This window comes from Nonomuraea fuscirosea, from assembly GCF_035917475.1.
GTDB classification, from domain to species: Bacteria; Actinomycetota; Actinomycetes; order Streptosporangiales; family Streptosporangiaceae; genus Nonomuraea; species Nonomuraea fuscirosea.
This window is the reverse complement of record NZ_CP109074.1, coordinates 2,410,095-2,429,629: the sequence shown is the minus strand read 5'-3', so window position 1 is coordinate 2,429,629 and position 19,535 is coordinate 2,410,095. Positions and strand designations below refer to the sequence as shown.

The 19,535-nt window shown below is 71.4% G+C and carries 16 protein-coding genes and 3 tRNA genes; 10 read left to right on the top strand and 9 right to left on the bottom strand.

The annotated features are described in order from the left end of the window. Positions 1 to 71: 71 nt before the first annotated feature. Together OIE67_RS10900 and OIE67_RS10895 are read left to right on the top strand one after the other, a co-directional pair. Positions 72 to 1,346, top strand: coding sequence for an acyltransferase family protein (locus tag OIE67_RS10900; protein ID WP_326639125.1), 1,275 nt, complete (start codon positions 72 to 74; stop codon positions 1,344 to 1,346). Positions 1,347 to 1,506: 160 nt separating this feature from the next. Continuing rightward, complete coding sequence (locus OIE67_RS10895; protein ID WP_326639123.1) at positions 1,507 to 4,005, top strand: DEAD/DEAH box helicase; 2,499 nt, start codon at positions 1,507 to 1,509, stop codon at positions 4,003 to 4,005. Between the two features lie 230 nt (positions 4,006 to 4,235). Here OIE67_RS10895 and OIE67_RS10890 read toward each other — a convergent pair whose 3' ends face one another. After that, entirely contained in the window at positions 4,236 to 4,799 is a 564-nt protein-coding gene (locus OIE67_RS10890) for a hypothetical protein (RefSeq protein ID WP_326639122.1), read from the bottom strand. 17 nt (positions 4,800 to 4,816) lie between these two features. Between OIE67_RS10890 and OIE67_RS10885 the strand changes: the two genes are divergently transcribed. Then, positions 4,817 to 5,311: a DUF2087 domain-containing protein gene (locus OIE67_RS10885; RefSeq protein ID WP_407674835.1), complete on the top strand. Its 495-nt coding sequence runs from the start codon at positions 4,817 to 4,819 to the stop codon at positions 5,309 to 5,311. 37 nt (positions 5,312 to 5,348) lie between these two features. On the opposite strand, the gene OIE67_RS10880 is transcribed toward OIE67_RS10885, so the two are convergent. Both OIE67_RS10880 and OIE67_RS10875 read right to left on the bottom strand, forming a co-directional pair. Beyond that, on the bottom strand, positions 5,349 to 6,872 hold the full coding sequence (locus OIE67_RS10880; RefSeq protein WP_326639118.1) for an alkaline phosphatase D family protein: 1,524 nt from the start codon (positions 6,870 to 6,872) through the stop codon (positions 5,349 to 5,351). A gap of 270 nt (positions 6,873 to 7,142) precedes the next feature. Continuing rightward, positions 7,143 to 8,099, bottom strand: a complete 957-nt coding sequence (locus tag OIE67_RS10875; RefSeq protein WP_326639116.1) for a helix-turn-helix domain-containing protein — start codon at positions 8,097 to 8,099, stop codon at positions 7,143 to 7,145. A gap of 41 nt (positions 8,100 to 8,140) precedes the next feature. Between OIE67_RS10875 and OIE67_RS10870 the strand changes: the two genes are divergently transcribed. Then, positions 8,141 to 8,920, top strand: coding sequence for a phytanoyl-CoA dioxygenase family protein (locus tag OIE67_RS10870; RefSeq protein ID WP_326639114.1), 780 nt, complete (start codon positions 8,141 to 8,143; stop codon positions 8,918 to 8,920). Between the two features lie 48 nt (positions 8,921 to 8,968). On the opposite strand, the gene dusB is transcribed toward OIE67_RS10870, so the two are convergent. After that, complete coding sequence (gene dusB / locus OIE67_RS10865) at positions 8,969 to 10,075, bottom strand: tRNA dihydrouridine synthase DusB (RefSeq protein WP_326639112.1); 1,107 nt, start codon at positions 10,073 to 10,075, stop codon at positions 8,969 to 8,971. An 82-nt stretch (positions 10,076 to 10,157) separates the two neighbouring features. Between dusB and OIE67_RS10860 the strand changes: the two genes are divergently transcribed. From OIE67_RS10860 to OIE67_RS10840, 5 genes are all read left to right on the top strand, one after another. Next, positions 10,158 to 10,793, top strand: coding sequence for an ACT domain-containing protein (locus tag OIE67_RS10860; RefSeq protein WP_326639110.1), 636 nt, complete (start codon positions 10,158 to 10,160; stop codon positions 10,791 to 10,793). A 58-nt stretch (positions 10,794 to 10,851) separates the two neighbouring features. Further along, positions 10,852 to 10,923, top strand: a tRNA-Gly gene (locus OIE67_RS10855). Positions 10,924 to 10,942: 19 nt separating this feature from the next. Further along, positions 10,943 to 11,016, top strand: a tRNA-Cys gene (locus OIE67_RS10850). 1 nt (position 11,017) lies between these two features. Next, a tRNA-Val gene (locus OIE67_RS10845) sits at positions 11,018 to 11,092 on the top strand. A gap of 49 nt (positions 11,093 to 11,141) precedes the next feature. Next, the gene (locus OIE67_RS10840; protein WP_326639108.1) at positions 11,142 to 12,419 is read left to right on the top strand and encodes a hypothetical protein; all 1,278 of its coding nucleotides are present in this window, start codon (positions 11,142 to 11,144) and stop codon (positions 12,417 to 12,419) included. 3 nt (positions 12,420 to 12,422) lie between these two features. Here the strand turns inward: OIE67_RS10840 and OIE67_RS10835 are convergent, their stop codons facing one another. The 3 genes from OIE67_RS10835 to OIE67_RS10825 are packed head-to-tail and all read right to left on the bottom strand — an operon-like array spanning position 12,423 to position 15,539. Continuing rightward, positions 12,423 to 13,256, bottom strand: a complete 834-nt coding sequence (locus OIE67_RS10835; RefSeq protein WP_326639106.1) for a carbohydrate ABC transporter permease — start codon at positions 13,254 to 13,256, stop codon at positions 12,423 to 12,425. Next, complete coding sequence (locus OIE67_RS10830; RefSeq protein ID WP_326639104.1) at positions 13,253 to 14,173, bottom strand: carbohydrate ABC transporter permease; 921 nt, start codon at positions 14,171 to 14,173, stop codon at positions 13,253 to 13,255. Before OIE67_RS10830 ends, OIE67_RS10835 begins: the two co-directional genes overlap by 4 nt. Before the next feature lie 34 nt (positions 14,174 to 14,207). Then, positions 14,208 to 15,539 carry an extracellular solute-binding protein gene (locus OIE67_RS10825; protein ID WP_326639102.1) on the bottom strand — a complete coding sequence of 444 codons (1,332 nt, stop codon included), beginning with the start codon at positions 15,537 to 15,539 and terminating at the stop codon, positions 14,208 to 14,210. A gap of 303 nt (positions 15,540 to 15,842) precedes the next feature. Here OIE67_RS10825 and arfA point away from each other — a divergent pair, with 303 nt between their 5' ends. After that, the gene (gene arfA / locus OIE67_RS10820) at positions 15,843 to 17,333 is read left to right on the top strand and encodes an arabinosylfuranosidase ArfA (protein ID WP_326639100.1); all 1,491 of its coding nucleotides are present in this window, start codon (positions 15,843 to 15,845) and stop codon (positions 17,331 to 17,333) included. Between the two features lie 36 nt (positions 17,334 to 17,369). Here the strand turns inward: arfA and OIE67_RS10815 are convergent, their stop codons facing one another. Then, positions 17,370 to 18,395, bottom strand: coding sequence for a substrate-binding domain-containing protein (locus OIE67_RS10815; protein ID WP_435876058.1), 1,026 nt, complete (start codon positions 18,393 to 18,395; stop codon positions 17,370 to 17,372). A 207-nt stretch (positions 18,396 to 18,602) separates the two neighbouring features. After that, a complete protein-coding gene (locus tag OIE67_RS10810) occupies positions 18,603 to 19,295 on the bottom strand; it encodes a DUF6348 family protein (RefSeq protein WP_326639098.1) in 693 nt (230 codons plus the stop codon). Positions 19,296 to 19,535 lie beyond the last annotated feature (240 nt).

Below are 19,535 nucleotides of genomic sequence, written 5' to 3'. Positions count from 1 at the left end.
CACGGCAATGTGCGCGAGCCTCCTGGGCGGGAGCCTTGAGCCATCCGCTCCCCCAGGAATCGAGGCTCCCCATGACCGCCCTGCTGGACCGCCCCACTGCCGCGCCCGCGAGGCCGCGCGGCCCGGCGGACGCGCGCCCGGCGGGCCGCGATCCCTTCATCGACCTGCTGCGGGTGGCCGGGATGGCGCTCATCGTGCTGCAGCACTGGACGATCCCGGTGCTGACGTACGAGGACGGCCGGCTGACGACGGGCAACGCGTTGTCGACCCCCGGGGTGTGGGTGGTGACCTGGATCAGCCAGGTGATGCCGCTGGTGTTCTTCGCGGGCGGTGCGGCGAACGCGATCAGCTTCGGCCGCTCGGCCAAGCCCGCGCCGCTGTGGCTGGCGGTCCGGCTGCGCCGGCTGGCCTGGCCGCTGCTGCCGCTGGCCGCGGTGTGGATCCCGCTGCCGCACGTGCTGCTCAGCTGGGGCGTGCCGGCGCAGCCGCTCGGGGTGGGCGCGCAGCTGACGGGGCAGCTGCTGTGGTTCCTGGCCGTGTACCTGATCGCCGTGACGGTCACGCCGTACGCGCTGCGGCTGCACGAGCGGTACGGCTGGCGTGTCCCCGTCGTCCTGTCGGCCGGGGCGGTGCTGACGGACGTGGTGCGCTTCTCGTCCGGGGTGGACGCCCTGGGTTACGTGAACGTGGTGTTCGTCTGGCTGGCCGTGCACCAGCTGGGCTTCTTCTACGCCGGCGGCCGGCTGCGGCACCCGTGGCTGCTGGCCGCGGGCGGCTTCGGGGCGGCGGCGCTGCTGGTGGCCCAGGGCCCCTACCCGGGCAGCATGATCGGCCTGCCGGGCGCGGAGGTGTCCAACATGGCCCCGCCCACGCTGGCCATGCTCGCCGTCGGCCTCGGGCAGATCGGCCTGGCCACGCTGCTGCGTCCCGCGCTGGTACGGCTGGCGCCGGCCCGCCTGCTGGACTGGGCGAGCCCGCGGATCATGACGGTGTACCTGTGGCACATGCCGGCCCTGTTCACGGTGACCGGGGTCGTGGTGGTGCTGCTGGGCGTGGACACGCCGCGGCCGGGCAGCGTGCTGTGGTTCCTCGGCTGGCCGATCTGGTTCGGGCTGCTCTGCCTGGTGCTGTGGCCGCTGCTGAAGGGGTTCGCCAGGTTCGAGACGCCGCCCGCGCTGCCGTTCGGCACGGCCGGCTGGCGCGGCACGCTCACGGCGGCCGGGCTGGTCGGCGCGGGGGTGCTCACGCTGACCGTGGGCGGCTTCGCTCCCGGCGGCGGCCCGTTCCTGGCGGTCTTCGCGCTCCTCGGCGGGCTGCTGCTGACCGTGCCCCGCGCACGCACCTGACGACTGCGGGCGGTGGCTCGCGGGCGCGCCCCGGACGACTGCGGGCGGTGACTCGCGGGCGCGCCCCGGACGGCCGGATATCGGCGCCGGCGGCGAGGTCGCCCGACCGAGTTGGGCGTGACCGGTTCGACCACCCGGCAAACTTCGGCAGGATAGGTGTGTGAGCCTTCTCCTTGACCGCCTGCCCGACGACATCGACGCCGATCCGGACGCCATCTTCGACGCGTTCGTCGCCTGGAACGCCGAGCGGGGGCTCACGCTCTATCCCGCCCAGGAAGAGGCCCTCATCGAGGTGGTCTCCGGCAGCAACCTGATCCTGGCCACGCCGACGGGCTCGGGCAAGTCGCTGGTCGCCGCGGGCGCCCACTTCACCGCGCTGACGCGCGACATGCGTACCTTCTACACCGCGCCGATCAAGGCGCTGGTGTCGGAGAAGTTCTTCGACCTGTGCGCCATCTTCGGCACTGAGAACGTCGGCATGATGACCGGCGACGCCAGCGTCAACCCGGGCGCGCCGATCATCTGCTGCACGGCCGAGATCCTGGCCAACGTGGCGCTGCGCGACGGGGCGGCGGCCGACATCGGCCAGGTCGTCATGGACGAGTTCCACTTCTACGCCGAGCCGGACCGGGGCTGGGCCTGGCAGGTGCCGCTGCTGGAGCTGCCGAACGTCCAGTTCGTGCTGATGTCGGCCACGCTCGGCGACGTGTCCATGTTCGAGCGCGACCTGACCAGGCGCACCGGGCGGCCGACGTCGGTGGTCAAGCACGCCGAGCGGCCGGTGCCGCTGATCTACTCCTACCGGATGACCCCGCTGCACGAGACGCTGGAGGAGATGCTCTCGACCGGTCAGGCGCCGGTCTACGTCGTCCACTTCACCCAGGCCGCGGCGATGGAGCGGGCCCAGGCGCTGATGTCGATCAACATGGCGACCAAGGCCGAGAAGGAGGCCATCGCCGCCATGATCGGCGGCTTCCGCTTCACCACCCGCTTCGGCCGGGCGCTGTCGCGGCTGGTCAAGCACGGCATCGGCGTGCACCACGCGGGCATGCTGCCGAAATACCGGCGCCTGGTCGAGCGGCTGGCCCAGGCCGGGCTGCTGAAGGTCATCTGCGGCACCGACACGCTGGGCGTCGGCGTCAACGTGCCGATCAGGACGGTGCTGTTCACGGCCCTGTCCAAGTACGACGGCAACAAGGTGCGGCGGCTGCGGGCCCGCGAGTTCCACCAGATCGCCGGCCGCGCGGGCCGGGCGGGCTTCGACACCATCGGCTACGTCGCCTGCCAGGCCCCCGAGCACGACATCGAGAACGCCAAGGCGCTGGCCAAGATCGGCGACGATCCCAAGCGGCGGCGCGGCTACGCCCGCAAGAAGCCGCCGGAGGGCTTCGTCGGCTGGAGCGAGGACACCTTCACCAAACTCCAGGAGGCCGAGCCGGAGCCGCTCAACTCCCGGTTCAAGGTCAGCAACGCCATGCTGCTCGCGGTGATCAACCGGCCGGGCGACTGCTTCCAGGCGATGAAGCACCTGCTGACCGACAACCACGAGGACCGCAAGTGGCAGCGCCGGCACATCAGCCAGGCCATCGCCATCTACCGTTCGCTGCTGGCCGGCGGCATCGTCGAGCAGTTCGCCGAGCCGGACGAGCAGGGCCGGCGGGCCCGGCTGACGATCGAGCTGCAGGAGGACTTCGCGCTCAACCAGGCGCTGTCGACGTTCGCGCTGGCCGCGTTCGACCTGCTCGACCGCGAGTCGCCGGCCTACGCGCTCGACATGGTCTCGATCGTGGAGTCCATCCTCGACGACCCGCGCCAGATCCTGTCCGCCCAGCTGAAGAAGGCCAGGGGCGAGGCCGTCGCGCAGATGAAGGCCGACGGGATCGAGTACGAAGAGCGCATGGAGCAGCTCGCCGAGGTCATGTACCCGATGCCGCTCGACGACCTGCTGCTCGGAGCGTACGAGACCTACCGGCGCGGCCACCCGTGGGTGGGCGACTACACGGTCAGCCCGAAGTCCGTGATCCGCGACATGTACGAGCGGGCGATGACGTTCGGCGAGTACATCCAGTTCTACGAGCTGGCGCGCTCCGAGGGCACGGTGCTGCGCTACCTGGCCGACGCCTACCGCACGCTGTCGCGCACGGTGCCCGAGCACCTCAAGACCGACGACCTGGTCGACCTGATCGAGTGGCTCGGCGAGCTGGTCCGCCAGGTCGACTCCTCGCTGATCGACGAGTGGGAGAAGCTCACCAACCCGGCCACGGCGCTGGAGGAGCACCAGCAGCTGGAGGCCAAGGTACGCCCGGTCACCGCCAACCCGCGGGCCTTCCGCGTGCTGGTGCGCAACGCCATGTTCCGGCTGGTCGAGCTGTGCGCGCTGGAGAAGGAGGCCGAGCTGGAGGAGCTCGCCCCCGACGTCGACTGGGGCGCGGCGCTGGACGCCTACTACGACGAGCACGAGGAGATCCACACCGACGCCGACGCGCGCGGGCCCGCGCTGCTGCGCATCGAGGAGGAGAGCGGTCTCTGGAAGGTGCGCCAGACGGTCAAGGATCCGGCCGGTGACGGCGACTGGGGCATCGACGCCCAGGTCGACCTGGCCGCCTCCGACGAGGAGGGCCGCGCGGTGCTGCACGTCCAGGGGCTCAACCGCCTGTAGGGCGACCTGGTGAGAAGAGACGACAAGCCCTGTGCCGGAACGGACTGGCAAGGGCGCTCCGGCACAGGCCTGTCGATTGATTCTCCTTCGCCGAACGTCGAGGTCGTGTCATGACCATGTCTCAAGATCGAGACATTCCCTCGTCACCGGCCCCGCCACCGGCACGTCCGCCGGCCTCGTCACCGGCCCCGATTTCAGTTCGTCCGCCGGCGTCGTCACCGGCGCGGGCGTCAGCATCCGGCGATGGCGCAGATCTTGGCGAGCATGCGCCTGGTGTCCTTCGTCTGCTGCCTGAAGTCGGCCTTGGCCGGTTTGCTCCACTCGCCGGACACGGTGTAGAGGATCAGGGCGTTGGCGCGCCGGGTCACGATCGCCCGCTCGCCGCCGATGGCCGGCTTCCCGCCCTGGTACGCCTGCCCGGTGACCGACAGCCCGGTGTCGCCGAGGGCGATCGATGCCGAGGAGTAGCGGTAGCCGGAGGTGCCGCAGGACTTCACCGCCGCCCGCAGGTCACGCAGGGCCTTGCCCGCGGCGGCCGCGGACCGGTAGAGGACGACCTGCTCCGACTTGGCGTAGTCGGGCACCGCCGTGTAGATGAGCGTCCTGGCCGAGGTCCGGCCGCGCTGGCCTAACCCGGCCTTCTGGCACGGGTTGACGACGAGCGGGGCCGTTCGCCTTCCGCCGGCCGACCAGCTCGTCTCGGGGTTGGCGTCCTTCTTGGCGGCGGCCTTCTCGTACAGAAGGAAGTTGTTCGGGACGGCGACGGCGGCTGCGAGCACCAGTGCTGTGATCATGGGACAAAATGGTACGAGTGAACGACGAAGACATCAGGCGCGTTCTCGGACTCCTCTACCAGGACGACACGCTCAAGACGTTCGCCTCCCTGGTGCTCGGAGCCACCGACGGGCTCTCCCCCAAGTGTCTGCACAAGCTGGCCAGCGGCGGCCTGGCCGAACGCGACGAGAACGGCACCTGGCGTGCCTCCCCAGAACGCTTCCGCGACCTGCTGCGGGCGCACGCCGAACCGGCCGAGGAGCTGAGCGCCGAGGAGCGGGTGCTGCGCACCTTCCTGGTGGACGGGCGGCTGACGACCACGGCGATCCGGCGGGACAAGCGGCTGGTCGTGCTGCACTACATCGCGGGGGTCTTCGAGCCTGGCGTGCGGTACGCGGAGAAGGACGTGAACGTGGCGCTGCGGGCCTTCCACGACGACTACGCGGCACTGCGCCGCTACCTGGTGGACGAGGAGCTGCTGTCCCGGGAGGGCAACGTCTACTGGCGCAGCGGCGGCCACGTGGAGATCTAGGCGGGTTCCCGGCGGGATCAGGCGGGTTCTCGCGAGGTCAGGCGGGGTTGAGTGCCGGGTCGCCCGGCTCGATCACGAAGGAGCCGGAGGTACGGGCGGGAGCGTCCGGTCGCGTCACGTAGGCCAGTGAGCGGAAGTCGACCTTCATCTCCCGCCGGCTGATCCTGGTCCTGACGTAGCCGCGGCGGCCGTTGAAGAACCGGACGTGCGGATTCTCGGCGAGCAGGTCCGGCGTGTCGGGATACTCGTCGAGGCCGTCGCCGGCGCTGGTGACCGAGGTGGTGACGAGTTCGACGGCCACGGGCTTCGAGCCGGGGTCGCGGTGGTCGCGGCTGATCTGGCCGGCCCAGTGGGAGTGCACGTCGCCGGTCAGCACGACGGCGTTGCGCCGGTGGGCGCCGACGGTGGCGGCCAGGTGGTCGCGGGAGGCGACGTAGCCGTCCCAGCCCTCGTTGGACCAGCCCCGGGCCGGGCCGCGGACCCAGTCCATCTCCATCATGAACACCTGCTGGCCGAGCAGGTCCCAGGTGGCGCGCGACTCCCTGAGCTGGGCGTCGAGCCAGGTCTGCTGCTCCTGCCCGAGGATGGTGCGGGCGGGCGCGAGGCGTTCGGCGCAGTCGGGGCCGACGGTGCCGCTGCGGCCGGCGCACGCGTACGGGTCGCGGTACTGGCGGGTGTCGAGCAGGTGCAGGTTCGCCACCGCGCCCCAGCGGATGCTGCGGTACAGCCTGAGCGCCGCCCCGACCGGCCGCTGCGCGCGGCGCAGCGGCATGTTCTCGTAGTACGCGCGGAACGCCGCCGCCCTGCGCTTCCTGGGGACGTCGCCGGCCCAGGCGTTCCGCACGTCGTGGTCGTCCCAGACCACGGCCCAGGGGGCGATGGCGTGGGCCGCGCGCAGGTCGGGGTCGGTCTTGTGCTGGGCGTGGCGCAGCCGGTAGCCGGCCAGGTCGAGGCACTCGCCGCCGGCCTGGTCGCGGACGGGGTGCTCGTAGTCGCCGTACTCGTAGATGTAGTCGCCGAGGAAGGCGATCAGGTCGGGGTGGTCCTCGGCCATCCGGCTGTAGGCGGTGAAATAGCCGCTCTGGTAGTCGGCGCAGGAGGTGAACGACAGGTTCAGCGCCCGGCTGCGGCTGCCCGGGGCGGGGGCGGTCAGGGTGCGGCCGGTCTCGGACAGCTCACCGGCGGCGCGGAACCGGTAGAAGTACTCGGCGCCGGGCTCCAGGCCTTCGAGCTCGACGTGGACGCTGTGTGCCGCCTCGGGGCGGGCGGTCTCGGTGCCGTGCCGTACGACGTGGCGGAAGTTCTCGTCCTCGGCCAGCTGCCACTCCACGGGCACCGGGCGGCGCGGCATCCCGCCCAGCCCGTCCGGCGCCGGCGGATCCGTGGCCAGGCGCGTCCACAGCACCATGCCGTCGGGCGCGGGCTCGCCGGAGGCGACGCCGAGCCGGAAGGGATCGCGCAGCGGGGCGCGCCGGGCGGCCGCGCGGACGGCCCTCGGGGCGGTCACGCCGGCAACGGCCAGGCTCGCGCTCCCGGCGAGAAGCGCACGCCGAGTGAGCATGGGGGTCCTTACATGGGAACGGGGATGCGGGCGCCGATCGCGGTGAACGCCGGGGTGGCGGGTGCCTGCGCGGACAGCCTGACGTGCGGCGGGTTGCGGAGAGCGTTCAGAAGGGGACATCTCGCTGAAGCCCGGATGAACCTTCGTCACAACTCCGGCGCGCTGGAGCCGTAGGTGCGAAGTCAACCCGCGGGGAGCGGCAACGTCGATCAGAGGGTGGGCGCACAGGGCGGGATCAGCCGCCGACTGGGAACCGGGCGAAGGCGTCTCTCAGTCGCCGGCGGGGCGGAGGCGGGCGCGGTAGTCGCGGGGTGGGAGGCCGTACTCCCGTCTGAAGGCGCGGCTGAAGTGGAACGGGCTGACGAAGCCCGAGGCCGCCGCCACCTGGCCGACGTCCATGTCCGTCACCTCCAGCAGGCTCGCCGCGTGCCGTACCCGGGCCCGGCGCACCGCCTGCATCGGCGTCTGGCCGGTCTCCTCGGCGAACAGATGGGCGAACCGGGACGGGGAGAGCGCGACCGTACGGGCGAGCGAGGCGACCGAGTGCGGCGCGCCAGGCTCGGCCGCGATCCGCGCCAGGACGCGGCGTACCCGCTCGTCCCCCTCCTCGCCCCTTCCCTCGGGCCGCGCGGACGCGGTGGCCAGCACCAGCACCTCCGCCACAGCCCCCAGGACCAGCTCCCGCGCCGCCCCGCCCACCACCACCGCCGGCACCCGCGCCCCACCGTCCGGGTCGGCCGCCGCAGTCGGATCAGGCATGCCGGCGGGGTTCGGGCCGACCGGGTCAGACCCCGCGGTGGCCGATGAGGTCATGTCCGGTGTCCAGCGGGCGTCCTGGAGGGCCCGCTGGAAGGCCAGGTCGATCCGGGGGTGCACGGCCCGGGGCACGCCGGCCACCAGGTGGCACCCGCCCTCTCTGGCGTACGGGCCCAGCCAGGCCGCCCAGCTCGCCCGGGGCTGGAAGTGCACCCACCAGAACCGCCACCGCTCCGCCCCCTGCCGGACCCGGTAGTGCTGGGCCACCCCCGACCGCAGCACCGCCAGGTCCCCCTCCCCCACCTCGAACGCCGCCCCGCCCTGCTCGACCGCTCCTGACCCGGCCTCGGTCCACAGCAGCAGCCAGCTCGGCGAGCCGCCCGGGCGGCGGGTCGCGTAGCCGGGCGCCCTGTCGTAGTGGCCCACGATCATCAGCTCGGCAGCAGGAACAGACAGGTCCTCAGCGGTCATGGGCATACCGTCGCACATCCCGGCCGCCTACCGTGAAGGGCATGAGGTACAACGATTTCCACGAGCAGGGGTACACGCTGGTGCCCGGTCTCCTCGCCCCGGAGGAGGTGGCGGAGCTGCGTGACGCGTTCATGACCATGCACGCCAAGGGCCCGATCCCGGGGCACTTCACGCCTCAGCCGCAGGAGCCGGGCCGGCCGTACGACATCCTGCGCGACTACCCCCGGATCATGCACCCGCACCAGGTGAGCGACGTGGCGCTGCGCTACCTGCTCGACGCCCGCGTCGGCGCGATCCTGCGCGAGCTGCTCGGTGAGGAGCCGATAGCAGCCCAGAGCATGTTCTACTTCAAGCCGCCGGGCGCCAGGGGGCAGGCGCTGCATCAGGACAACTTCTATCTCCGGGTCGAGCCGGGCACCTGCGTGGCAGCGTGGGTGGCGCTCGACCGGGTGGACCGGGCCAACGGCGGCCTGGAGGTCGTTCCCGGCACGCATCTGATGGATCTGTTCTGCCCGGAGGAGGCCGACCAGGGCGTCTCGTTCACCAGGGAGTACGTGCCGCCGCCGCCGGGCCTGGAGAAGGTCCCCGTGGACATGGACCCGGGCGACGTGCTGTTCTTCAACGGCAGCCTGGTGCACGGCTCGGAGCCCAACGGCACGCCGGACCGCTTCCGGCGCAGCTTCATCTGTCACTACACCGGCCGCTCGGCGGAGCGGATCGCCGAGTACTACCCGACGCTGACGATGACGGGCGAGCCCGTTCGGCTTGAACCGTCGGTCGGCGGTGGCCCCTGCGGCACGGAGATCACCGGCCCCCACTGAGCGCGCCCCAGCTCGATCGAACCCGTATCCACCCCGATGGGGCTGGACTCAGCCGCCGGAGACGTCCGACTCGTCGTCGGGGATGGGGCAGTCCCAGGGGTCGTCCAGCCACCCGTCAGGCAGCAGCACCTTGGATCGTTCGCCCGACTTGCCCCGGGGCGTGTCGGTGTTCGGCGGCCACGGCTGGTCGCGCTCCAGCTTGGCCAGCCCCTCCCGCAACCCGTCGAGCGACTCGGCCGTGGCCAGCTCACGCCGCAGCTCGCTCCCGACCGTGAACCCCTTCAGATACCACCCGACATGCTTGCGGAAGTCGGCCACCGCGTACCGCTCGATGTCGAAGCACTCGGTCAGCCCCTCGGCGTGCCTGGCCATCACGTCGGCCACCTCGCCGAGCGTCGGCCTGACCCGCTCGGAGCTGCCGTCGAAGGCGTACTGGAGGTCCTTGAACAGCCACGGCCGCCCCAGGCAGCCCCGCCCGACGACGACGCCGTCGCACCCGGTGCGCCGCACCATGGCGACGGCGTCGTCGGCGGACCAGATGTCGCCGTTGCCCAGCACGGGGATCTCGGGGACGGCCTCCTTCAGCCGGGCGATGGCCGCCCAGTCGGCCACGCCTCCGTAGTGCTGCTTCGCCGTACGGGCGTGCAGCGCGATCGCGGCGACGCCCTCCTCGGCGGCGATCCGCCCGGCGTCCAGGTAGGTCAGGTGGTCGTCGTCGATGCCCTTGCGCATCTTCATCGTCACGGGCAGCGACCCGGCGTTCGCGACCGCCTCGCGCAGGATCCGCCGCAGCAGATTCCGCTTGTACGGCAGCGCCGACCCGCCCCCGCGCCTGGTCACCTTGGGCACGGGGCAGCCGAAGTTGAGGTCGATGTGGTCGGCCAGGTCCTCTTCGGCGATCATCCGCACCGCCCGGCCCACGATGGCGGGGTCGACGCCGTACAGCTGGATGCTCCTGGGCCGCTCGGACTCGGCGAACCTGATCATCCGCAACGTCTTCGGATTGCGTTCGACGAGGGCCCTGGTCGTGATCATCTCGCACACGAACAGGCCGGCGCCCTGCTCGCGGCAGAGCACCCGGAACGGCGCGTTCGTGATGCCCGCCATCGGCGCCAGCACCACCGGCGGCCACACCCCAATCGGCCCAATCTTCACCCCGTCAGTTGTAGCGCAGGTCAGGCTGTGAACGGTATTCGGCCGATAGTCTGTGATCCGGCATCTTCGGTGAGGGGGACGGATGCTTCTTCGAGTCCGCGTCGAACTGCCCGACCGGCCCGGGTCCCTGGCCCAGGTGACCAAGGTCCTGGGGGCGGCGGGGGCCGACATCACCCAGGTGACCGTCCTCGACCGGGGCGAGGGCCGGGCCGTCGACGACATCACGGTCTGCTGCCCGGCGGGCACACCCACGCAGACCCTGGTCAGGAGCCTGCAAGGCGTCGACGGCGTGACGGCCGTCAGCGTCTGGCCCACCCGCGAGGCGCCGGGCACGTACCCGGAGCTGGAGGTCCTCAAATACCTCACCACGGCGGGAGACCGGGCGCTGACCACGCTGGTGGACTCGCTGCCGGCGCTGTTCAGCGCCGACTGGGCCGCCGCCGTCGCCGGGCGCCGCGTCGTCCACGCGAGCTGGCGCGCGCCCTGCGACCCGGCCGTCCCCCTGGAGCCGCCGGCCCGCCCCGAGGCCCTGACCCTGGACGACGGCCTGCACGCCGTGCACGCCCCGCTGCCGCCGCTGGCCCTCTCCCTGGTCCTGGCCCGCTCCGAGGGCCCGGCCTTCCACCGCATCGAGGTCCACCGGCTCACCAGGATCCTGGAGATCTTCCTCAGCCTCCCCGCCACCGAACACAGCCTGGCCCGCCGCCTCCACGCCTGACTCCTGGCCGGCGGCAGCATCCGCTCCGAAAAACCGCTAGAGTTGTGCATGCGGCAACGCGGAAGTGGCTCAGTGGTAGAGCATCACCTTGCCAAGGTGAGGGTCGCGGGTTCGAATCCCGTCTTCCGCTCGGAGATGAGGTTCGACTCGGTGGCGTGGCCGAGAGGCGAGGCAGCGGCCTGCAAAGCCGTCCACACGGGTTCGAATCCCGTCGCCACCTCCAAGGACGATTAGCTCAGCGGGAGAGCGCTTCCCTGACACGGAAGAGGTCACTGGTTCAATCCCAGTATCGTCCACCAGTTCATTCTCCGATCCTCCTGCGGGCGCGGGGCCGCTACGCTCTCGCGTATGGACGATCCGTTGGCCGAGCTCGACCAGATCGACTGGGCCGGGCTGAGACACGCCTACGGCTCGGCCGGCGACGTTCCCGGCCTGCTGCGGGCCCTCGCCTCCGACGATCCAAGCCTTCGCGCCGAGGCGCTCGGTGAGCTCTACACCAACGTCTTCCACCAGGGCAATCGTTTCCAGGCCACCCCGTACGCGGTGCCGTTCCTGGTCCGGCTGGCCGTGCGTCCCGCCGTACCCGACCGTGACCTGATCCTCTACCTCCTGGCCGCGCTCGCCCTCGGTTACGACGAGGCCTACCTGCCGGAGGGCGTCGGCATCGCGCACTGGCGGGCCGAGAGCGCGATCGTGCAGTCCAGGAGCAGGCCAGAAGCGCAGGACGCGCTCGACCGGTGGGCCGCCGACGCGGTGGGCGACGCCGAGCGGTGGGATCGCGACCACGTCCGCCGCACCTACGACCACGACCGCGAGCGCGCCGCCGCCGACGCGCAGCTGGCCTCCTACGACGCGGTACGCGCCGCCGTGCCTCAGCTGCTGCCGCTGCTCGCCGACGCCGACCCGTCCGTCAGAACCTCGGCCGCGTACCTGGTGTCGTGGTTTCCCGAGGAGGCGGCGGTCGCTCCGGCGCTCGCCGCGCTGGTCCGCGCCGACCCCGACCCGGTGTCCGTGGCGACGGCGCTGTTCGGCCTCTCACTGCTCCCCCACGACGGCGATCTCTCCCCGGACGGTCCTTCGCGCGACGACCGCCCCTCCCAGGATGGCCTCTCTCACCCCGGCGGCCTCGCCCGGCACGACGAGGTCGTGGCGGCGCGGCTCGGTGACGCCGACGAGCTGGTCCGGGCCTGTGCCGCGCTCTCCTTGGTCAACCTGCGCGGCGAAGCCGCCACCTCCGAGGCCGGGGATGAGGTGCGCCGGCTGCTCACCGTCACCGGCCCCACGCCGCTCCCGTACGGTGACGGCGACCTGGCCACCCTCGCCACCCGGGTCAGCCGCCGTCGCCTGCCCGCCGACGCCCCCGCCCGGGCCTCGGCGCTGATCGCCAGGCTGACCGGAGCCGACGGCGAGCACGCGTTCCCGATCGTCGGCGACCTCATGGACACCGTCTTCGACCGGCCCGGCGCCCCCGCCCCGCACACTCTCACCGCCTTGCAGCGGGACGCCCTGGAGGCCGTCGCCGCGCTGGGCGACGAGGCGTGGAGCTGGCTCAACCTCCTGGAGATCCTGCGGCACTGGGGCGTCCCGGACGGACGCGAGAAGCTGGCGGCCTTCCTGAGCCGCTGAACGTCACTGGCCGGCCAGGCCCGTGTGGGCCACGCCCCGGACGATCTGGCGCTGGAACAGGACGAACACGAACAGCAGCGGCAGCCCGGCCAGGACCACGGAGGCCATGATCTGCGCGTACCGGAGGCCGAACGTCCCCTGCACCACGTTCGCCAGCCCCACCGGCAGTGTCATCGTGTTCGGGTCGGTGGAGACGAGGAACGGCCAGAGGAAGTTGTTCCAGGTGTTGATGAAGGTGAAGATCGACACCGCCGCCAGCACCGGCCGCGACAGGGGCAGGACGATGGTGAAGAACACCCGCCAGCGCCCGGCCCCGTCCACGAAGGCGGCCTGTTCGAGCTCGGGCGGCACGTCCTGGAAGAACTTGAACAGGATGTAGACGATCAGCGGCGCCGCCACCTGCGGCAGGATGATCGCCCACCAGGTGTCCACCAGGCCCAGCGAGACCATCTCGGCGAACAGCGGCGCCATCAGCACCTGCGGCGGGATCATGATGCCGGCCAGGATCAGGCCGAGCAGCACCCGCTGGCCCTTGAACTGCGTGCGCGCGAACCCGTACGCGGCCATCGCCGAGAACAGCACGGTGAGGAAGGTGACGATCACGGACGTGACGGTGGAGTTGATCGCCCACTTGACGATGCCACCGGTCTCCAGGACGAGCGCGTAGGAGTCGAAGGTGAGCCGGCTGCCGATCCACTCCAGCGGCAGCTTGGTGGTCTCGGACTCGGGCTTGAGCGAGGTGGCGACGGCCCAGGCGATGGGCGCGAGCCAGATCACCGCCAGCACCAGCGCGGCCACCAGCAGGACGAGCTGGCTGAAGCTGAACCGCTTGGTCACGACGCGACCTCCTCGCGCTTGCGGAACAGCCGGAGCTGCGCCAGGGAGACGATGACGATCAGGACGAACAGGATGTACGACACGGCCGAGGCGTAGCCGATGCGGTAACCGGTGAAGCCGACGTCGTAGGCGTACTCGATGATGGGCCGGGTGGCGTCCTGCGGCCCGCCGCCGGTCATGAGGTAGATCTGGTCGAAGACCTTGAGCGAGGCGACCAGTTGCAGCACCACGATGAGCACCGTCGTGCGCCGCAGCAGCGGCAGCGTGATGGAGCGCAGCTTGTCCCAGCCCGAGGCGCCGTCGATGTCGGCGGCCTCGTACAGGTGCGTGGGGATCGACTGGAGCGCGGCGAGGTAGAGCAGGAAGTTGAAGCCGACCGTCCACCAGACGGTGGTCAGCACGATCGACCACATGGCCGTGGACGGGTCGCCCAGCCACAGGATGTCGGTGCCGAGCGTGCCGTTGAGCAGGCCGTAGTCGGGCGGGTAGATCATCTGCAGCCACAGGATGGCGATCACGGCCGACGGCAGCAGGAACGGCCCGAAGAACGACAGCCGCCACAGCCACTGCACGAAGCGCACGTTGTGCACCAGCAGCGCGAGCACCAGGCCGAGCAGGACCAGCGGGATCGTGCTCAGCACGGTGAAGACGAGCGTGTTCCACAGCGAGCGCCACATGCGCGGGTCGGCGAACGCCTCGGCGTAGTTGTCGAACCCGATGAAGTGGTTGTTGCCGCCGGCGATGTTGACGCTGGACAGGCTCATCTGGAAGCCGAGGATGGTCGGCCAGACCAGGAAGGCCAGGTAGATCAGCAGGAAGGGCCCCACGAAGAGCAGCCCGTGCTGAGTCCAGCCGCGCCGGACCTTGGCCTTGGCGACGGGGGCGGCGGTCGCGGGGGCCGCGACGGTGGTGGTCATGAGCCCTCCTTGGTCGATTCCACGGCCGGCCCGGTCATGAGCGCTCCTCGGGGAAGGGGTCCGGGGCGGACATCAGCCGGTTGAGCGACGCCTTCGCCGCGGCCAGCCCCTCCTCGGGGGTGCGCGTCCCGGCGATGACCGGGGAGAACGCCTCGCCGAACTCGATCCACATCCGCGAGGCCGACCCGGCGAACCACACCTGCGGGTCGAGCGCGACCTCGGTGATGACCGAGCGGTACTCCGACTGCGGCTGCAGCGCCAGGTAGTCGGGCTCCTCCAGCGCCGGCAGGTACGCGGGCACGTGCCCGGCCACCGCCCAGTCGGCGCTGTTCTTGACCAGGTAGGCGATGAAGCGGTAGGTGGCCCGCTCGACCTCGGGGTCGCGGGCGCGCTGGTGCGGCAGCACGAACGCGTGGCAGTCGGCCTGCGCCGCGCCGGTGCCGAAGACGGTGGGGAAGCGGGTCATGCTGAACGGTGTCCCGCGTTCCTTGAGCCCGGTGGTCTCCCAGTCGCCGTTCCACAGGAACGCCGCCTCGCCGTTGGTGAACTTGGCGACGGAGGCGCCGTAGTCGGTACGCCAGTCGCACAGCCCTTCCTTGCCGAGACGCTGCATGAGCCGCAGGGCCTCCAGCGCCTTGGCGTCGTCGATGGTGATCGTGGTGCCGTCGTCCGAGACGAGGGTGCCGCCGCTCTGCGGGTAGAGCGAATACCACACCCGCCACGGCCCGACGGTGCCCAGGCCGAGCGCGTCGAAGGCCAGCGGGGGCTTGCCGCCCATCACGTCCTTGGCCTTGGTGAGCCGGGCGATCAGCTCGTCCACGCCCTTGGTGGGCGCGAGCTTGCCGTCGGGGCCGAGCAGCCCGGCCTTCTGGCAGATGTCGGTGTTGTAGTACTCGACCATCGGGTGGGCGTCGAAGGGGATCGCGTACAGGACGCCGTCGAGGTGGGCGCGTTCCCAGATGGGCGGGCTGAAGTCGGCGCCGCGCAGCCCGGCCTCCTCCAGCAGCTTGACGTCGATCGGGTCGAGGATCTGGCCGGCGCCGATCCCGGCCAGCCGGGCCAGGTGGAAGCTGGCCAGGTCGGGCGAGCGGCCGCCCGCGCCGGCCATCGCGACCTTCGTGTAGAAGGGCTCACCCCATTGGAGGACGTTCTCCTCGACGAAGATGTCGGGATTGTCCTTCGCGAACGCCCCGACCATCTTGTTCATGATGATGCCGTCACTCGCGCCGAGGAAGTGCCAGTACTTGACGCGGGTCTGCGACGAGCCGAGCCCCATGGGGATGGCGCAGCCCGTGGCGGCGGCGCCGAGCAGGGCCAGGCTGCCGCCGAGAAGGTGCCGTCGGGTGATGTCGGGGGGACCGTGCACTGGGGGCCTCTTCCTGCACCAGCTATGTTCTCGTTGACACCGGAGGACTAAGGCAGGCGTGATCGGCGCCTCTCTCACGGAGGCGCCGGTGGGCGAGCACTCCGGGTCGCGGAGGTCGCCGCGCGGACCCCGTTGTTTCAGCGGGGTTACCCGAGTGTTAGCGGTAACAAGCAGGCTGTCAAGGGCCCGCCCGCAACCGGTTGCGGCGACCCGGAGCGCACCTCCGGCCGCTTGACCCGCGCCTGTGATAACGCTAACAATCGGGACCACGTAACGCCCGCGAAACCCCAGGAGAGGCCCTCCGTGCATCACGCCAAGCTCACCCTCGATCCCGCTTTCAAGGTCGCCCCCGTCCACCGGCGCACCTTCGGCACGTTCGTGGAACATCTCGGGCGCTGCGTGTACACCGGCATCTACGAGCCGGGCCATCCGATGGCCGACGAGGACGGTTTCCGCCGCGACGTGCTCGACCTGACCAGGGAGCTCGGCGTGTCCACCGTCCGCTACCCCGGCGGCAACTTCGTCTCCGGCTACCGGTGGGAGGACGGCGTCGGGCCGGTCGCCGAGCGCCCGCGCCGGCTCGACCTGGCCTGGCACAGCACCGAGACGAACGAGGTCGGCGTGGACGAGTTCGTCCGCTGGTGCCGCCGGGCGGGCGTGGAGCCGATGATGGCCGTCAACCTCGGCACGCGCGGCATCGCCGAGGCCCTCGACCTGCTCGAATACTGCAACCACCCGTCCGGCACCGCGCTGTCGGACCAGCGGATCGCGAACGGCGCCAAGGAGCCGCACGGCATCAGGATGTGGTGCCTGGGCAACGAGCTGGACGGCCCCTGGCAGACCGGCCACAAGACGGCCCGCGAGTACGGCCGGCTGGCCGCCGAGACCGCCCGCGCCATGCGCATGGTGGACCCGGGCCTGGAGCTGGTGGCCTGCGGCAGTTCGAGCTCCAGCATGCCCACGTTCGGCTCGTGGGAGGCCGAGGTGCTGGAGGAGACCTACGACTTGGTGGACCACATCTCCTGCCACGCCTACTACCAGGAGAAGGACGGCGATCTCGGCAGTTTCCTGGCCTGCTCGACCGACATGGACTACTTCATCGCCTCGGTCGTGGCCACCGCCGACCACGTCGGGGCCCGGCTGAAGTCCCGCAAGAAGATCAACATCTCCTTCGACGAGTGGAACGTCTGGTACCAGTCGCGCTTCCACGACACCGGCACCCCCGAGGACTGGCCGGTGGCGCCGCCGCTGCTGGAGGACCAGTACCACCTGGCCGACGCGGTGGCCTTCGGCGGCCTGCTGATCTCGCTGCTGCGCAACAGCGACCGGGTGACCGCCGCGTCGCTGGCCCAGCTGGTGAACGTGATCGCGCCGATCATGACCGAGCCGGGCGGGCGGGCGTGGCGGCAGACGACCTTCCACCCGTTCGCGCAGGCCTCCCGGTACGCGGCCGGCGACGTGCTGCGGGTGGAGCCGGTCGCGCCGGCGTACGAGACGAAGGCGTACGGCGAGGTGCCGCTGATGGACGCGGTGGCCACGCACGACGGGGAGAGCACGACGCTGTTCGCCGTCAACCGCTCGGCGGACACGCCGATGTCGCTGGAGATCGACGCGCGGGCGCTCGGCGGGGTGCGGATCGTCGAGGCCACCACGCTCACCGACCCCGACGTCTACGCCCGCAACACGGCCGACGACCCCGGCCGGATCGCGCCCAGGCCGAACCCGGACGTCGAGCACGACCCGGCGCGCGTGCTGCTGCCGCCGGTCTCGTGGAACGTGATCAGGCTGGGGTAGCGCCTGGGGTGGCGCCGGCGCTCTCGTGGTACGTGATCAGGCCGGGGTGGCGCCGGGGGCTGCGCCGGTGCTCTCGCGGACGACCAGTTCGGGCTCGATCAGCCGGCGCGCCTCGGGCTCGGCGCCCGCCATCCGGTCGAGCAGCAGGTGGAAGGCGTGCCTGCCGACCGCGCCGAAGTCCTGGCGCACGGTGGTGAGCGGCGGCCAGAAGTACGCCGACTCGGGGATGTCGTCGAAGCCCGCCACGCTCACGTCCTCGGGCACCCGCCGCCCGGCCTCGCGCAGCGCCCTCAGCACGCCGAGCGCCATCTGGTCGTTGGCCACGAACACGGCGCTGACCTCGGGGTCCCCGGCCAGGCGGCGGCCGAGCTGGTAGCCGGAGCGGGCGCTCCAGTCGCCGCGCAGCACGTCGGGCACCGGACGCCCGGCCGCCTCCAGGACGCCGCGCCAGCCCTCGATCCGGTCGTTGGCGTCGAGCCAGTCGGCGGGCCCCGCCACGTGCCAGACACTGCGGTGGCCGAGGCTGAGCAGGTGTCGCGTCACCCGGGCGGCCCCTGCGGCTTGGTCCACCTTGGCCACGGGCACGGGGATGTCGTCGCCGGCGTCCACCGCGACCACCGGCATCTCGGGCGGCAGGTGGCGCAGCCCGTCGGCGGCCGACTCGTGCGGCGCGACGATGATCACGCCGTCGACCGCCTGGGTGCGCAGCCGCTGCACGCCCTCCTCCATCGACCTGCGGTTGAGCGAGCTGAGGCTGGCGATGCTGACGTTGTAGCCGGCGTGCCTGGCGGCCTGCTCGATGCAGTAGAGGGTGGAGGCGGGGCCGTAGAGGGTGGTGTCGATGCTGACCACGCCGAGCACGCCGGAGCGTCCGGTGACGAGCTGGCGGGCGGCCTGGTTGGGCCGGTAGTCGAGCTCGCGCACGGCGGCCAGCACCCTGGCCCTGGTCTCGGCGCGGACGAGGTCGGGCGAGTTGAGCACCCGCGAGACGGTCATCGTGGAGACTCCGGCGAGTACGGCGACGTCCATGAGCACCGCCGGCCGGCCGGGTTTGGCTTTCACCGCGGCTCACCCCCTCAGCGGTAACGCTAACAGGCGGAGGGGGCTCGCGCGCGATCGAACATGCGCGGACGCGAGCGTGCGGATCTCCGCGCGGGCGTGCGCCTCGCGTGCGGAAGTCTGCGTCGTGACGAGATCAGCCCGCGTGACGAGATCAGCCCGCGTGACGAGATCAGCCCGCGTGGCGAGATCAGTCCTCGCGGCGGCTTCTCAGTCTTCGTGGACGAGGAGGACGAATGTGCGGGCGTAGGAGACGCCGTTGGCCGGGCGTGGCCAGTCGAGCTCGGCCAGCGCCCGCGAGCCCGCCTCGTGGTGCTCGCCGTTGACCCGGATCTCGGCGGTCTCGGCGCCCTCGCCGCCGCCGAAGAACGCCTTGACGCCCACGAGCTCGTCCCGTTCGAACGTGCCCTTCAGCTCCGGGGCCAGGTGCGGGAGCAGCACGTGCTGGACCGCCCAGCGCTGGACGGCGTCGTGGTCGTCGCCCGTGCCCCAGCCGGTGATGCCGCCGTGGATGGCGTGCCGGCCGGGGAAGCCGTCGGGGTCGCCGGAGGCGAAGTGGCCGGCGTGGGAGCCGTCCTGGACGAGGAGCTCCAGCAGCGCGCTGCCGGTGGTGCCCAGCCACACCTGCACGGCCCGCTCGACGGCCTCCTCGGTGGTGGCGCCGTAGCCGGCCACGCAGTCGGCGATCGTGGCGCGTTCCGGGTGCTCGACGTCGAGCACGAAGTCGAGGTCGAGGTGGCTGGGCTCGGCGGTGTGGCCGTCGCCGCCGCCGAGCCGCACCGCGACCCTGCCGGGACCCTTGGCCAGGCCGTCGCGGACCTCCCACGGCCGCCCCATGGCCGCGCTCAGGCGCGCGGCGACCATGCCGAGCACCACGTCGTCCGCCGGCCGTACGCCGTCCATGCCCCACCCCTCGGTCGCGATCCCTCGACACCTGCCAGGCTAGTCGTGTTGATCATCTCGTGTGCCTACGCCACGTGCCCGCCGGGGGCACATTCGCGTCACCGCCCCTCTCTTCGGCAAAAGATTTACCCTACGGAATTATCAGGCCATATCGGCCTTTCTGTACGATTTATCACGAAATGCCGTGCATTGTGGCAAGAGCATGCCAAGTCCGGCGGCACTCTGGGCCAATGCGTAACC

Coding starts and splice junctions, on each gene's coding strand:
- OIE67_RS10900 (WP_326639125.1), top strand. CDS start 72: ATGACCGCCCTGCTGGACCGCCCCACTGCCGCGCCCGCGAGGCCGCGC.
- OIE67_RS10890 (WP_326639122.1), bottom strand. CDS start 4,799: ATGATCACAGCACTGGTGCTCGCAGCCGCCGTCGCCGTCCCGAACAAC.
- OIE67_RS10880 (WP_326639118.1), bottom strand. CDS start 6,872: ATGCTCACTCGGCGTGCGCTTCTCGCCGGGAGCGCGAGCCTGGCCGTT.
- OIE67_RS10875 (WP_326639116.1), bottom strand. CDS start 8,099: ATGACCGCTGAGGACCTGTCTGTTCCTGCTGCCGAGCTGATGATCGTG.
- OIE67_RS10870 (WP_326639114.1), top strand. CDS start 8,141: ATGAGGTACAACGATTTCCACGAGCAGGGGTACACGCTGGTGCCCGGT.
- OIE67_RS10860 (WP_326639110.1), top strand. CDS start 10,158: ATGCTTCTTCGAGTCCGCGTCGAACTGCCCGACCGGCCCGGGTCCCTG.
- OIE67_RS10840 (WP_326639108.1), top strand. CDS start 11,142: ATGGACGATCCGTTGGCCGAGCTCGACCAGATCGACTGGGCCGGGCTG.
- OIE67_RS10830 (WP_326639104.1), bottom strand. CDS start 14,173: ATGACCACCACCGTCGCGGCCCCCGCGACCGCCGCCCCCGTCGCCAAG.
- OIE67_RS10810 (WP_326639098.1), bottom strand. CDS start 19,295: ATGGACGGCGTACGGCCGGCGGACGACGTGGTGCTCGGCATGGTCGCC.